Genomic DNA, 14,648 nt, shown 5'->3' on the forward strand with positions numbered 1-14,648 from the left:
GCAAGTCCCGGATGCGACACATCCGGGAAACGCCACGAGAGGGCCGTGCGAAACGCCCCGGCAGACTCACTGCCGGGAGCGCTTAAAAAAAGAACATCACTGCATGACCACAGCGCTGCATCACCAGAACTTGTAACGCACGCCCAGCATGTAGCGCGGGCCGGTCTGGGTGGCGTAGATGATCTGGTTCGGGTGACGGCCGTGCTGGCGCTGCACCTCGTCGGTGAGGTTGATTGCCTCCAGGCTCAGCGACAGGTTCTCGGTCCACTGGTAGCCGATGCTCAGATCCAGCTGGCCATAGGCTTCGGTATAGACCGGGTTGGGCTGGCCGCTGCCGTCGAAGCGTGCGGCCAGGAACTCGTCGCGCCAGTTGTAGGCCGCACGCACCTGCCACTTGTCCCTGTCGTAGAAGCCGACCACGTTGGCCGAATCGCTCAGCCCTTCCAGCGCGAACTGCTCGCCGATCACGTAGTTGTCGTAGGTCAGGCCGGAGTCGACCATGGTGTAGTTGGCCGACACGCCGAAGCCGCTGTCGCCGAACATGTGCTGCAGGTTGAATTCCCAGCCGTCCAGCGAGGCCGAGCGCTGGTTGGCTGGCGCGGTGATGGCGAAGTTGGCCACCGGATCGCCCGGCTGCCCGCTGATCACACCGGTGGCATTGCCATTGGAATCGTCCGTCCCGCGCACCACACCCGGCGCGCCGCCGCGGTTGCGGAAGATGTAGTTGCGGATGCAGGTCAGGTCCGCCGAGGCGCAGCCGTTGCCCAGCGCTTCGTTCCAGTACGCACCGCCCACCGGCGTGTTCAGGCCCAGCGAGGCATCGTTGCGCGTGGTCACGCCGATGTAGTTGTCGATGTTCTTGCGGAAGAAGCCCACCGAGGCGTAGCTGGCATCGCTGTAGTACCACTCCAGCGACAGGTCGATGTTGTGCGAGAGCAGCGGCTTGAGGCCGGGGTTGCCTTCCTGGCCGGTGCCGCCTTCCAGGCGCGCGATCTGGTTGAGCGTCTGCCCGCCCTGGATATCGCCCCAGCCGGGCCGGCCGATGGTTTCGCCGTAGCTGCCGCGCAGCACCAGGTCTTCGGTGAGCTTGAAGCTCAGGTCCAGGCTGGGCAGCCAGTACTCGTACTTGCCGCTGCCGCTGGCGAATGCCGAGTCGGCCAGGCGGATCGGCAACTCGTTGTTGGCGACCCAGTCGATGCCCACCGCCACCGGCACCAGCGCCTGTGCGTCCACCTCGGTTTCTTCGTAGCGCACACCGGCGGCCAGGCTGATCGGCACGCGCAGATCGTCCCAGCTGTTGTTCCACTGCAAATAGGCATTCTTGGATTTTTCGGTCACGCGGCGGTCGGTGGTGAACACCGGCGAGGTGCGGTACAGCGCGTCGTCGCCGGCCACCTGCGCGGCGGCCTGGCGGGCGCGTTCGAAGTCGAACAGGAACAGTTGATCGAACTGCGCCGGGTTGCTGCTGCCGTCGATCGCATCGAAATACTGCGCGAACGAGCTTGGAATCCACAGATCGTCCGGATAATCGGCCGCGGTGCCGGCACCGCCCCAGGTGTCGCGCTGCACGTTGGAAAATGCCGAGCGGTTCTTGACCTCGGTGCTGCCGATGCCGAACTTCAACTGCGAATAGTTTTCGAAGGTGAAGTCGCCGTTGACCTGCGCCTGGTCGATCTCCGACTTCATGTAGCTGTTGCGGAACGCCGAGCCGGTGACCAGCGTGCGCGACGGATCCAGCCCGGTCAGGCCGAAGCCCAACTGCTGCTGCAACACCGGGAAATCCTTGCTGAAATCCACCACCGAGGTGCCGCGGTAAAAGCCGGACACGCCCAGCGAATTGCTGGAACCGAACGGGCTGTCCGCACCGGCTTCGGCGGTGGAGCGGTGGATGTCGAAGTTGAGCTTGAACTGATCGTTGACCGCCCAATCCACGTTGAAGCCCAGCGACTTGTTCTGGTTGCGCGTGGCCGCATTGGAGCCGGCGGTGGCCAGGTCGCTGGTGGCCGGATTGACGATTTCCGAATAGCTCACCGGTCCTGCCACCGGGCCGTTGGTCCATGCGCTGGCCGACGGCCCGTAGTTGAACCACACCGACATCTCGTTGCGCTGCTGCTGGATCTTGTTTTCCGAATAGGTGTAATCCAGCGTGGTGGTGATGTTGTCCAGCGGCTTGTACTGCAGTACCAGCTGGCCGTTGGTGCGCTGGCGCTCCACGCCGACCACGCGGTAGTTGAGGTTCTGCGGCACCGAATAGATATCGTTGGGGCCGGGGCGGTTGACGATGTTCTCCGAGCCGGGCGCGCCCGGCTGCGGGATGGTGCCGTAGGCGGTGGCATCGCCGCGGAACGAACGCCAGCCGTTGGGCACGCCGACCTGGCTATAGCCGAAGTCGCGCTCCTGGTAGCTGCCGCTCAGCGACACGCCAAAGCGCCCGTCGGCCGAGGTGTTGCTGAAAATGCCGGAGATTTCCGGTGTCAGCGAATCGCCCTGCAGGCGTCCGGGCAGGTTCTCGTTGGAACTGTCGTGCACGCCCTTGAGGCCGACGTTGGCATGCAGGCCCGGGTTGTCCAGCGGTCGGCTGGTCTTGATGTTGATGGTCGCACCGATGCCGCCGGTGGGCGTGCTGGCGCGGCTGGTCTTGAACACCTCGATGCCGGAGATCGACTCCGACGCCAGGTTGGCGAAGTCGAACGCACGCGAGTTGGAGGCGTTGGATTCCTCGATGCTGGCGCCCGGCATCTGCCGGCCGTTCAGCAGCACCAGGTTGAAGTCCGGGCCGACGCCGCGCACGGTGACGCGCGAGCCTTCGCCCAGCGAGCGGTCGATCGACACGCCGCTGATGCGTTGCAGCGATTCGGCCAGATTGGTATCGGGGAACTTGCCGATGTCCTCGGCCACGATGCCGTCGACGATGCCCTGCGCATCGCGCTTGACGTTCATCGACGAGGTGAGGCTGCCGCGGATACCGGTGACCTGCACCGCATCGAGCGTGGCCGGATCGGCCTGGCTCGCGCCGGGGACCGTGGAGGCGGACTGCGGCGGCGGTGCGGTCTGCGCGGCCAGCGGCGTCGACAAGGCAAACAGCAGGGCAGACGTCAGACGCCGCGTGCGCGGCAGGGTGCGTGGCTCTCTCACAATGATTCTTCCCCAAGTGAAGATAAGCCGGCCCCAGGCGGGACAGGCGAAGGTCGATGAAACAGTCGTGCATTTGTGAGCGCAGCCTTAACCAAGTCAACTTGCACTGCAGCATCGGCCGCGAGCAATCGCGTCACACATCGTTCCAATCAGCACTACGGCGAGCGCACGCGCAGGTCGCGGGCTTGGTCGTACCATCGGTCGTCGAGGCGCGCGCCTGCGTGCCACCCCCTGCCGAACTGGAGCGCACGATGATCGACCTGTACTACTGGCCCACCCCCAACGGCCACAAGGTCACCTTGTTCCTGGAAGAAGCCGGGCTGGACTACACGCTCAAGCCGGTCAACATCGGCAAGGGCGAGCAGTTCGAGCCGGCCTTCCTGCAGATTTCGCCCAACAACAAGATGCCGGCGATCGTCGACCACGCACCGGCCGACGGCGGTCCCGCACAGAGCGTGTTCGAATCCGGCGCCATCCTGCTGTACCTGGCCGAGAAGACCAGCCGCTTCCTGCCGCGCGATGCGCGTGGCCGCATCGCCGCGCTGGAATGGTTGTTCTGGCAGATGGGCGGGCTGGGGCCGATGAGCGGCCAGATGGGCCACTTCAACGTCTATGCGCCGGAAAGGATTCCCTACGCGATCGAGCGCTACAACACCGAAGTACGCCGCCTGCATGGCGTGCTCGACAAGCGCCTGGCCGCCTCCGCGTTCCTGGCCGGCCCCGAGTACGGCATCGCCGACATGGCCAGCTATCCGTGGATCGAGGTCTACGCCGACATCCGCCCCGATTACGCCGACTTCCCGCATCTCAAGCGCTGGCACGACGCCATCTCCGCGCGTCCGGCCACCCAGCGCGCCTACGCGCTCAAGGAACAGGTCAACCCCGACGCCGGCAAGCCACTGGGCGAGGAAGAACGCAGGCACCTGTTCGGCAAGCGCTGAAGCAAAGCGGCAGGCGCGGCTGCGTAGAAGCCCATGCGGCGATAGCGGCGACTGGTGCAACTGCACAGCAGCGACAGCAGCAACAGCAGCAGGCAGCAACAGTAAGCCGGCATCAGGACCCAGCAGCGGCATGCGCGTGCATCAATCGTGCGCGACACGCACCCGGCGCAGCGAGCCCCTCTCCCCCGGGGGAGGAGTCGGTGCAAGGGCACGCAAGTGGAGCCAGACCCACCGCCCCCCGGAACCTGCGCAGCGCGCCAACTGCGACCATCGGGCCATCGCACCTGTGCCGCGCAAGGCAGGGCGAGGACGACTCCAGAACCACGCTGCCGCACATGCGCGCAACCACGCACAACCCGTCATCGCGCACACGCGCCATCGCCGCGCTTCTCAAACACCTCACGCGCCCGCATCCTGTGTGCTATCTCAAGACAGGATCTTCGATGCGCGCCCTGTTCGCCGCACTTGCCCTCATGCTCAGCACGCTCCCCACCGCCCACGCCGAAAAGCTCGCCCTCGATGCCATCACCGGCCCGTTGCCGTTGTCCGGCCCGACGCTGATGAAACCCAAGGTCGCTCCCGACGGCTCGCGCGTGAGCTTCCTGCGCGGCAAGGACAGCGACCGCAATCAACTGGATCTGTGGGAGTACGACATCGCTAGCGGCCAGACCCGCCTGCTGGTTGATTCCAAGCTCGTGTTGCCTGGCACCGAGACGCTCAGCGATGTGGAAAAGGCCCGCCGTGAGCGCCAACGCATCGCCGCCTTCGCCGGCATCGTCGATTACCAATGGGCGCCGGACGCGCACGCGTTGCTGTTTCCGCTCGGCGGCGAGCTGTATCTGTACGACCTGCGCAAGACCGGCAGCGCCGCGGTGCGCCAGCTCACCCATGGCGAAGGCTTCGCCACCGATGCCAAGCTCTCGCCCAAGGGTGGCTTCGTCAGTTTCGTGCGCGCGCGCAACCTGTGGGTGATCGACCTAGCCAGCGGCAAACAGCTGCAACTGACCCGCGACGGCAGCGAGACCATCGGCAATGGCGTGGCCGAGTTCGTCGCCGACGAGGAAATGGATCGCCACACCGGCTACTGGTGGGCGCCGGACGATTCGGCGATCGCCTTCGCGCGCATCGACGAATCGGCTGTGCCGATCCAGAAGCGCCCGGAGGTCTACGCCGACCACACCGAGGTGATCGACCAGCGCTATCCGCAGGCAGGCCAGCCCAATGTGGCCGTGCAGCTCGGCGTGATCGCCCCGCGTGCTGCAGCCAAGCCGCAGTGGATCGACCTGGGCAAGAACCCGGACATCTACCTGGCGCGGGTGGACTGGCGCGATGCGCAGCGGCTGACCTTCCAGCGCCAGTCGCGCGACCAGAAAACCCTTGCGTTGATCGAAACCACGCTGGCCAGCGGCAAGCAGCGCGTGCTGGTCACCGAGACCTCGCCGACCTGGGTGCCGCTCCACAACGATCTGCGCTTTCTCAAGGACGGCCGCTTTGTCTGGAACTCCGAGCGCAGCGGCTACGCGCATCTGTATGTGGCATCGGAAGACGGGCGCACGCTCACCCCGCTGACCTCCGGCGACTGGGTGGTCGATGCGTTGCTCGCCGTCGACGAGCACGCCGGCACGGTGTATTTCTCCGCCAGCAAGGAATCGCCGACCCAGACCCACATCTACGCCGTGCCGCTGGCCGGCGGTGCGATCGAAAAACGTTCGATGCCCCGCGGCACGCACGCGGCCAGTTTCGCCGGCAATGCCAGCGTGTATGTCGATAGCTGGTCCAACACCGGCACGCCGCCGCAGATCGAGCTGTTCCGCGCCAATGGCGAAAAAATCGCCACGCTGCTGAAGAACGACCTGGCCGATCCGCAGCACCCTTACGCCAGATACCGCGACGCGCAGCGCCCGGTGGAATTCGGCACGCTCACCGCTGCCGACGGCACCACGCCGCTGCAGTATCGCCTGATCAAGCCGGACAACTTCGACCCGGCCAGGCGCTATCCGGTGATGGTGTACGTGTATGGCGGCCCTGCCGCGCAGACCGTGCTCGATGCCTGGCCGAGCCGTGGCGATGCGCTGTTCGACCAGTACCTCGCCCAGCGCGGCTATGTGGTGTTCTCGCTGGACAACCGCGGCACGCCGCGGCGTGGCCGCGCCTTCGGTGGTGCGCTGTACGGCAGGCAGGGCACAGTCGAAGTGGACGATCAGCTGCAGGGTGTGGCCTGGCTCAAGGCGCAGCGCTGGGTCGATCCGGCCCGCATCGGCGTGCAGGGCTGGTCCAACGGCGGCTACATGACGCTGATGCTGCTGGCCAGGCACAGCGAGGCCTACGCCTGTGGCGTGGCCGGCGCGCCGGTCACCGATTGGGGGCTGTACGACACCCACTACACCGAGCGTTACATGGACCTGCCGGCCAGCAACGCCGACGGTTACCGCGACGCACGCATCGCCACCCATCTGGATGGCCTGCGCGCCAGGCTGCTGCTGATCCACGGCATGGCCGACGACAACGTGCTGTTCACCAACTCCACCGCGCTGATGAGCGCGCTGCAGGCGCGCGGCACCGCCTTTGAATTGATGACCTATCCCGGTGCCAAGCATGGGTTGTCCGGCAGCACCGCCTTGCATCGCTACAAGACCGCGGAGGCCTTCATCCAGCGCTGCCTGATGCCCTGAGCGGCCGGCGGCCGGCTGCAGGGGACGCGGCCACTGCAGTGGTACAGCGGCCGCCGCCGCGGCCCCGCGGCGATGTTGGCCGCGCCGTGGTTTTTGCTCACCGCCGAGGTCATCTGCAGTCGTGCCCCAACACTTGGCCTACAAGGACGTTGTCATGTCATCGCTGCCGCCGGTTCCGGCTGCAGCGCCTGGCAAGCTGCAATCGCCAACGTCTGCAGCCTGGTAACGGGTGCGCAAGCGCCGCCGCACTCCTGCGACCATGACCTAAGGCGCATTGCCGCAGCCGCTGCGGATGGGTAGGGTCGCGCTACTCAACTTGCGGATCCACCCCATGAAACCACTTGTTCTCGCCGTTGCGCTGGCGCTCGGTGCTTCGCTGCCATTGCAGGCACAGACCGGTCAGCCCGGGCAGGCCCAGCCTGCCACGCCGGCCTGGGTGCAGACCAGCAACGGCGACGCGCAGATCCTGCTGAACGCGCAGGCGCCGTTCCAGCCCGAATACGCCAGCTTCTTCGGCGTGCCCGGCTACGACGACCAGGTCATCGACCTGGGGCCGAACAACGCCGCGCGCTACCGCGATGCGATGAGCAAGGCGCGCACCGCGTTGCAGGCCAAGCTGGCGACCGAGCGCGACGTCAACGTGCGCCAGGACCTGCAGATCATGATCGCGGCGGCCGAACAGAACATCGAAGGCAGCCAGCTCAACGAGCGCTACCTGCTGCCGTGGAGCGACGCGCCGCAGCTGGTCTTCAGCGGCCTCAATGGATTGCTGTCCGACCAGACCGTGCCCGAGCGCCGCGCCAAGGCGCTGGATCGCCTCAAGCGTTACGTGGGCCTGGTGCCGGGCACGACGCCGACCACCACGCTGGCCCGCCAGCGCTACGAGGAACAGCTTGGCAACAAGGCCCTGCTGCAGCCGACCGAGCGCGAAGTGGAGCAGGCGCTGGCCAACGTGGACACCTACGTCGCCGGCATCGGCGAGTTGTTCGCCAAGTACAAGATCGCCGGCGCCGACGAAGCGCTCAAGGCGATGTCCACCCAGTTGAAGGAGTACGCCACCTGGACCCGCACCACGGTGCTGCCGAAAGCGCGCAAGGACACCCGCCTGCCCGAGCCGCTGTATGCCTTCCAGCTCAAGCAGGTCGGCATCGACATCGCCCCGCAGCAGCTGATCCAGCGCGCGCAGCTGGAATTCATGGAAACCCGCTCGGCGATGCGTCAGCTCGCGCCGCTGGTGGCCAAGGCCAAGGGCGTGCAGGGCAGCGATTACGTGCAGGTGATCCGCGCGCTCAAGGGCAACAAGATTGCCGACGACCAGCTGGAAACCCACTACCGCGGCGTGATCGACCAGATCGACCCGATCATCCGCCAGCAGCGCATCGTCGATGTGCCCAACCGCCCGATGCAGATGCGCCTGGGCAGCGCGGCCGAAAGCGCTGCGCAACCGGCACCGCACTTCCTGCCGGCCCCGCTGATCGGCAATACCGGCCAGCAGGGCCAGTTCGTGCTGCCGCTGGGCAACCCGACTGCCGACGGCGCCAAGAAGGAGCAGTACGACGACTTCAACTTCGGCTCGGCCGCCTGGACGCTCAGCGCACACGAAGGCCGCCCCGGCCATGAGCTGCAGTTCACCGCCATGGTCGAACGTGGCGTGTCGCTGGCGCGCAGCCTGTTCGCGTTCAACTCGGTCAACGTCGAAGGCTGGGCGCTGTATGCCGAAGCCGAAATGGTCCCGTACGAACCGCTTGACGGCCAGCTGATCGCCCTGCAGTTCCGCCTGCTGCGCGCCGCACGCGCCATGCTCGACCCGATGCTCAACCTCGGCCTGATCGACCGCGAACGCGCACGCCAGGTGCTCGAAGACGATGTCGGCCTCTCGCCGGCGATGACTCGCCAGGAACTGGACCGCTACACCGTCCGCGCCCCCGGCCAGGCCGGCAGCTATTTCTACGGCTACACCCGCATCCTGGAACTGCGCATGCGCACCGAGCTGGTCCTGGGCAAGAAGTTCGACCGCCTGGCCTTCAACAACTTCCTGCTCGACCAGGGTCTGCTGCCGCCGGACCAGCTGGCCAAGGCGGTGGAGACGCAGTTCATCCCTGCGCAGCAGGGCAAGCGCTAAGCAATTCAAGACGGCGTAACGCAGCAGGGCACGATGGAGCTTGAATCGGCCAACTATCGCGCCCTGTTGCAGCACTGCCTTCGCAAATGCTTTCGAATCGTTGAGGCTCGCCTCAGCGCATTGGAGGCGACACCTCTGGCGCCGCGCGCTGCTGCGCCCCGGCCGGCACCCAGATCGCCATGCCGGCCGCGCGCTTCTGAGTGGTCGGGATGCCGATGCCCAGGCCGCCGCCGACGCGGCCGCCGTAGCTGCCGCCGCCCACCGACAGGCCGCCGCCGGAGCGTTCCGAGCCCACGCCGACGATGACCACGCCATTGGCGCCGAGCTTGGCCGCCTCACGCTTGAGGCGCTGCACGGCCGCATCGGTCTGGCCCTGGGTGCCGAAGCCGGCGGCGCTGGTGGATTCGAGCTGGGCGATCTCCACCGAGCCGACCGGTGCATTGGAGTACACCTGCACCTGCGCCGGGTCGATCGGTGCGCGCGCCTGGCCCAGCATCACCTTGGAACTGCTGGCGCAACCGGCCAGGAGCATGGCGAGCGCAGCGGCGATGACGACATGCTTGTTCATGATGCGGCCCCTGTTGACGACAGTGATGACGATGATCCGGCGCCCGGACTGAATCGCGCCGGACTTCGCCGCACCCTAGCCGTGCCCACGTGAGGCTACCGCCAAGCCGCCATTGGTCAGGGTGACCACCTGCCCACGGCGTCTTGGCGGCCACAGGGCTAAGCTCAGGCCATTCTTCTAAGACGTCGAGGTGATACGTGGGATTGATCAGCCTGCTGTGGGGCATTGTGGCGCTGCTGTGGATGGTGCTGGCCTTCATCCCGTTGCTGGGCTGGGGCAACTGGTTCCTGATCCCGTTTGCGGCGGTGGGCGCGCTGATTGCGGCGGTCGCGCTGCTGTTCACCTCGGCCGGCAATCGCGGGCGTGCCAAGACCGGTCTGCTGCTTAACGGCCTGGTGATCGTGGTCGGGGTGATCCGCCTGAGCCTGGGCGGCGGCGTGATCTAGCGCGCGGCGGCGTCAAAGCAGGTCGCGCGAGCCGGAAGCGCCTTGCACCGGCTGGCGATGAAGAAGGTCGCTGCGTGACACCGCCGCCATCCGAACGCGTTCCCTATGGGGCGAGCCGACCGTGTGCCCCGGCGAATCACGCTGGCATGAATCGCGGCGCGCTCCTGTCCGTTGCAGCGCTGCGACACTGCGTCGCAGCGCGTCCGACAGCGGATGGCGGGCGTAAACTTGCCGGCTGCCGACAGGAGCCCACGATGGCCCATCCCCACTACCGTCCCCGCCGCATGCGCCACGATGCGTTTTCGCGGCGCCTGATGCGCGAAAACACGCTGACCACTGACGACCTGATCTGGCCGGTGTTCGTGCATGAATTGTCCGGCCGTGCGCCGATCGCCTCGATGCCGGGCGTGGAGCGTCTGTCGCTGGACGACTTGCTGCGCGAAGCCGAAGCGGCCCTGGAACTGGGCATTCCGGTGATCGACCTGTTCCCGGTGATCGACCCGGCCGGCAAGAGCCTGGACGCGGCCGAGGCCTGGAATCCGGACGGCCTGGCACAGCGTGCGGTACGCGCGCTGAAAGCGCGCTTTCCCGAACTCGGCATCATGACCGACGTGGCGCTGGACCCGTACACCACGCACGGCCAGGACGGCCTCATCGACGCCAAGGGCTATGTGCTCAACGAGATCACCGTCGAGGCGCTGGTCAGGCAATCGCTGTCGCATGCCGAAGCCGGTGTGGACATCATCTCGCCCTCGGACATGATGGATGGCCGCATCGGTGCGATCCGCCGCGCGCTGGATGCGCAGGACCATCTCAACGTGCGCATCATGGCCTACTCGGCCAAGTACGCCTCGGCGTTCTACGGTCCGTTCCGCGATGCGGTCGGCAGCGCCGGCAATCTTGGCAAGGCCGACAAGACCACCTATCAGATGGATCCGGCCAACAGCGACGAGGCGATGCGCGAGATCGCGCTGGACCTGGAAGAGGGCGCCGACATGGTGATGGTCAAGCCGGGCATGCCGTATCTGGATGTGGTGCGGCGGGTGAAGCAGGAATTCCGCGTGCCCACCTTCGCCTATCAGGTCAGCGGCGAGTACGCGATGCTCAAGGCGGCGGCCGCCAATGGCTGGCTGGACGAACGTCGTTGCGTGCTGGAAGCGCTGATGGCGTTCAAGCGCGCCGGTGCCGATGGCGTGCTGACCTACTTCGCCCCCCAGGTGGCACGTTGGTTGCGGGAAGGCTGAGTGCGGTGATGCGGTGGCGTGACGGCGTGCAGGCAAGGAATCGCTGCTTGCAGGTCTGGCTTGATGCGATGAAGACGCACTGACTCCGCAGGCCGCGGTCTTCCGCGGCCTGGGCTTCGTGCAGAGCGCAGCAGGCACCTGGATGAGCGAGGATCGTGCAGCGCAGGCAGCCTTGGCCAGGCTGATTTCAGAGGACCAGCGGATACCGGCAATGCGGCAATGATCGGGTGATCCCCATGCCGCATCGCGTTGCGTCAGTGGCGTGAATCCCGAAAATCCGCAGCCAAACTGCGATAACGATTCTCATCTACAATAGCGGACCCCACTGTTTCAGGCTGTTCGCGCGTGCTCAAGACCGTCCTGTTCCAACTGCACTGGCTGCTCGGCATCACGGCTGGGCTGGTGCTGTCGGTGATGGGACTGACCGGCGCGTTGATGTCCTTCGAGAACGAGATCGTGCGGTTGGCCAACCCGGCGATCGCACAGCTGGCGCAGCGGCATGCGGCAGGCGAGCGGCCATTGCCGGTGGATGTGCTGCTGCGTCGGCTCGACCTGGATCAACGGCAGGCAGTCACGCGCATGCTGATCGATCCGACCGGCAAGCGTCCGTCCACCGCGCGCCTGGCCGGCAAGGGGGGCGGGCGGGTGTATTTCGACCCATATACCGGCGACAAGGTCGCCGCTCCGCGGTTGAGCGGCGCGTTTGCCTTCATCGAGGATCTGCATCGCCACCTGGCCGCCGGCAAGCGCGGCCAGGCAGTGACCGGTGCAAGTACCCTGATCCTGTTGTTCTTCTGCGCCTCCGGCCTGTATCTGCGTTGGCCGCGACGCTGGTGGAGCCTGCGCACCTGGTGGGCGGTGGAATGGCGACGGCAGGGGCGCAGTTTTCTGTGGAGCCTGCACGCGGTGTTCGGCACCTGGTGCCTGCTGGTGTATCTGCTGGTGGCGCTGACCGGGCTGACCTGGTCCTACCCGTGGTACCGCGACGGCATGGTGGCCTTGCTCGGCACCGAGCCGGCGATACGCGGCGACGGGCGCGATCATCGCCCGGCCACGGTGAATTTCGCGGCCGTGCAGCGCACCCTGGATGCCATTCCGGCCACGCACAGCACGGCATTGGACCTGCGCATCCCGCCGCGTGCGGGTCAACCGCTGAGCGTGCGCTTCCTGCCCGACCATCCCGACCACGACCGCGCCTACGACAATCTGGAAATCGAGCCAGGCAGCGGCGCGTTGCTGCGTCGCCAGGACTATGCGCTGCTGCCGCGTGGCCAACAGCTGCTGGTCAGCATGTTCCCGCTGCATTCGGGCAGTTTCTTCGGGCTGCCGGGCCGCATCGTGGTGATGCTGGCCAGTGTCGGCATGTCGGTATTCTTCGTGACCGGCTGGATGCTGTATCTGGATCGCCGCCGCAAGAAGCGCGCGCTGCGTGCCGCGCGCGAGGTCCTGCACGGTGCGCCGGCGGCCTCGCAAGCCGAGCCCTGGTTGATCGGGTTCGCCAGCCAGAGCGGGTTTGCCGAACGGCTGGCCTGGCAGGCGGCCGGGCATCTGCAGGCCGCCGGTCTGCCGGTGCAGGTGCGCTCGCTGGCACAGCTCGGCGCGCAGCATCTGCAGGGCACCCGGCATGCCTTGTTCGTGGTCAGCACCTTTGGCGATGGCGAGCCGCCCGATACCGCGCGCAGCTTCGAGCGCGAGCTGTTGCGCCAGCGCATGACGCTGTCGCAGCTGACCTATGCCGTGCTGGCCCTGGGCGACCGCCAGTACGCGCAGTTCTGCGGGTTTTCGCGGCGCATCGAGCAGTGGCTGCAGGCGCAGGGCGCGCAGCCGCTGTTTCCGGCGGTGGAGATGGACAACACCGATCCGCAGGCCCTGGCGCAATGGCATGCGCAATTGGCGCAGATTGCCGGCGCGCCGGTGGCGGCCGTGCCGCTGGCGCGCCCGACCCTGCTGCAGTGGACGTTGTCGACGCGCACGCATCTGAACCCGGGCAGCGAGGGCGCCCCGATCTGGCAGATCGATCTGCTGCCACCATCCGGCACGCAGTGGCAGGCCGGCGACATTCTCGAAGTGCAGCCGGCGCATGCCTACACCCACGTCCGCGCGTGCCTGGCCGCTTGGGGGCTGCCGCCAGACGCGCTGGTGCATGTCGATGCGCAGCTGCTGCCGCTGCAGCAGGCCGTTGCCGAGCGCGTGCTGCCGGAGCCGCCCACGCGCCCGCCAACGCCGCATCCGGATCCACAGACCTGGCTGGATGCCTGCGCCTGGCTGCCGACCCGCGACTACTCGCTGGCCAGCGTGCCGGCCGACGGCATGGCGAGCGCGGTGGTGCGCCTGACCACAGCCGCCGACGGCAGCCCCGGCCTGGGCTCGGGCTGGCTGATCTGCCACGCACCCATCGGAATGCACATACGCGCGCGGCTGCGCACCAATCCCGGTTTCCATCGCGTCGAACAGGCGCCGATGGTGTTGATCGGCAACGGCACCGGTATCGCCGGCTTGCGCGCCCTGCTGCGCGAGGCCGAGCTGGCCGGCGTGCACGGGCACTGGCTGCTGTTCGGCGAACGGCAGGCCGCACACGATGCTCTGTTCGCCGACGAACTGCAGGCCTGGCAGGCGCGTGGTCACCTGCAGCAACTCGATCAGGTGTTCTCGCGCGACCAGGCGCACAAGCGCTACGTGCAGCATCACTTGCGCGAAGCCGGCGACACCTTGCGCCACTGGATCGATCGCGGTGCGGTGATCCATGTCTGCGGCAGCCTGGACAGCATGGCGCGTGAGGTCGATGCCGCGCTGCGCGAACTGCTGGGCGAGACGCGGCTGGAGTCGCTGACCGCGGCGGGGCGTTACCGGCGCGATGTCTATTGAGCGAGGTCATGACCGCCGCATTGCGGCGTTGGAGTGCCGACAAACCATAGCGAGCGCGCATCAATCAGGTGCGAACGGCGTATAGGAATCGCAGTGCATCCGGAGGGTTAATCGGCCGCTTTTGTTGGATGCGGTCAAAAGCCTGGCTAATCGAGTGCGCGGTGCCCTCACCACTTGCGGGACACGCCGTAAACCCGTCCCTCGGGGCTCGGTGGCGGCATCCACGCCGCCACACGGTCCCGGAACCGGCGAGGACACCGCACCAGCGAGTTGGTCGGCGCTCATCTCAAAGGTTGTCTGTCGTGCGGCGTGCATAGACAGGGAGCCAATGCTTCATGATCGAACGAGGCGCATCCAGCACCGCTCTTACCATGCACACCGGCCATCTCGACTGGTCCTTGCCCGCCCACCGTCGCGGGACCTTACGCGGCATGGATGCCGCGTAAGAGCCTCCATGGATGGATTCACGGCGTGTCCCGCGATGGTGGGCGGGCAAGGGCCCCTCGGCAAAGCCGCAGCTCAGCAGCCGAGCAGCTCAGCTGCCCTGCAGCCAGGTCTCAGATCAACAGACGGGCAGTGAAAACGCACCGGGCGAGACGTTCTATCGCTGATCAGCCGCCCTGCACCAAGGGCCCGGATCAGCACTTCGCCATAG

The 14,648-nt window shown here is 66.7% G+C and carries 8 protein-coding genes; 6 read left to right on the plus strand and 2 right to left on the minus strand.

Annotation, left to right across the window (positions count from 1 at the left end; all coding sequences use genetic code 11):
• Positions 1 to 120: 120 nt before the first annotated feature.
• On the minus strand, positions 121 to 3,135 hold the full coding sequence (locus tag EO141_RS13455) for a TonB-dependent receptor (RefSeq protein ID WP_127169443.1): 3,015 nt from the start codon (positions 3,133 to 3,135) through the stop codon (positions 121 to 123).
• Positions 3,136 to 3,386: 251 nt separating this feature from the next.
• On the opposite strand from EO141_RS13455, the gene EO141_RS13460 reads away from it, so the two are divergent.
• The 3 genes from EO141_RS13460 to EO141_RS13470 all read left to right on the plus strand — a co-directional run bounded on the left by EO141_RS13460 (position 3,387) and on the right by EO141_RS13470 (position 8,870).
• The gene (locus EO141_RS13460; protein WP_119129823.1) at positions 3,387 to 4,076 is read left to right on the plus strand and encodes a glutathione binding-like protein; all 690 of its coding nucleotides are present in this window, start codon (positions 3,387 to 3,389) and stop codon (positions 4,074 to 4,076) included.
• 443 nt (positions 4,077 to 4,519) lie between these two features.
• On the plus strand, positions 4,520 to 6,748 hold the full coding sequence (locus tag EO141_RS13465; RefSeq protein ID WP_164739207.1) for a S9 family peptidase: 2,229 nt from the start codon (positions 4,520 to 4,522) through the stop codon (positions 6,746 to 6,748).
• A gap of 331 nt (positions 6,749 to 7,079) precedes the next feature.
• Positions 7,080 to 8,870 (plus strand): DUF885 domain-containing protein, encoded by a 1,791-nt coding sequence (locus tag EO141_RS13470; protein WP_164739208.1) that lies wholly within the window; start codon positions 7,080 to 7,082, stop codon positions 8,868 to 8,870.
• Between the two features lie 112 nt (positions 8,871 to 8,982).
• Here EO141_RS13470 and EO141_RS13475 read toward each other — a convergent pair whose 3' ends face one another.
• Positions 8,983 to 9,438: a hypothetical protein gene (locus EO141_RS13475; RefSeq protein WP_104584202.1), complete on the minus strand. Its 456-nt coding sequence runs from the start codon at positions 9,436 to 9,438 to the stop codon at positions 8,983 to 8,985.
• 203 nt (positions 9,439 to 9,641) lie between these two features.
• On the opposite strand from EO141_RS13475, the gene EO141_RS13480 reads away from it, so the two are divergent.
• From EO141_RS13480 to EO141_RS13490, 3 genes are all read left to right on the plus strand, one after another.
• The gene (locus EO141_RS13480; RefSeq protein WP_206514806.1) at positions 9,642 to 9,884 is read left to right on the plus strand and encodes a hypothetical protein; all 243 of its coding nucleotides are present in this window, start codon (positions 9,642 to 9,644) and stop codon (positions 9,882 to 9,884) included.
• 254 nt (positions 9,885 to 10,138) lie between these two features.
• A complete protein-coding gene (hemB, locus tag EO141_RS13485) occupies positions 10,139 to 11,128 on the plus strand; it encodes a porphobilinogen synthase (RefSeq protein ID WP_104584204.1) in 990 nt (329 codons plus the stop codon).
• Between the two features lie 345 nt (positions 11,129 to 11,473).
• Positions 11,474 to 13,993 (plus strand): sulfite reductase flavoprotein subunit alpha, encoded by a 2,520-nt coding sequence (locus tag EO141_RS13490; RefSeq protein WP_127169445.1) that lies wholly within the window; start codon positions 11,474 to 11,476, stop codon positions 13,991 to 13,993.
• Positions 13,994 to 14,648: the final 655 nt, after the last annotated feature.

The organism is Xanthomonas sp. BRIP62415, from assembly GCF_003993515.1.
In the GTDB taxonomy this organism is placed as follows: domain Bacteria; phylum Pseudomonadota; class Gammaproteobacteria; order Xanthomonadales; family Xanthomonadaceae; genus Xanthomonas; species Xanthomonas euroxanthea.

What these genes read in the sequence shown, in the direction of transcription:
- EO141_RS13460 (WP_119129823.1), top strand. Translation starts at nt 3,387, where the DNA reads ATGATCGACCTGTACTACTGGCCCACCCCCAACGGCCACAAGGTCACC.
- EO141_RS13465 (WP_164739207.1), top strand. Translation starts at nt 4,520, where the DNA reads ATGCGCGCCCTGTTCGCCGCACTTGCCCTCATGCTCAGCACGCTCCCC.
- EO141_RS13470 (WP_164739208.1), top strand. Translation starts at nt 7,080, where the DNA reads ATGAAACCACTTGTTCTCGCCGTTGCGCTGGCGCTCGGTGCTTCGCTG.
- EO141_RS13475 (WP_104584202.1), bottom strand. Translation starts at nt 9,438, where the DNA reads ATGAACAAGCATGTCGTCATCGCCGCTGCGCTCGCCATGCTCCTGGCC.
- hemB (WP_104584204.1), top strand. Translation starts at nt 10,139, where the DNA reads ATGGCCCATCCCCACTACCGTCCCCGCCGCATGCGCCACGATGCGTTT.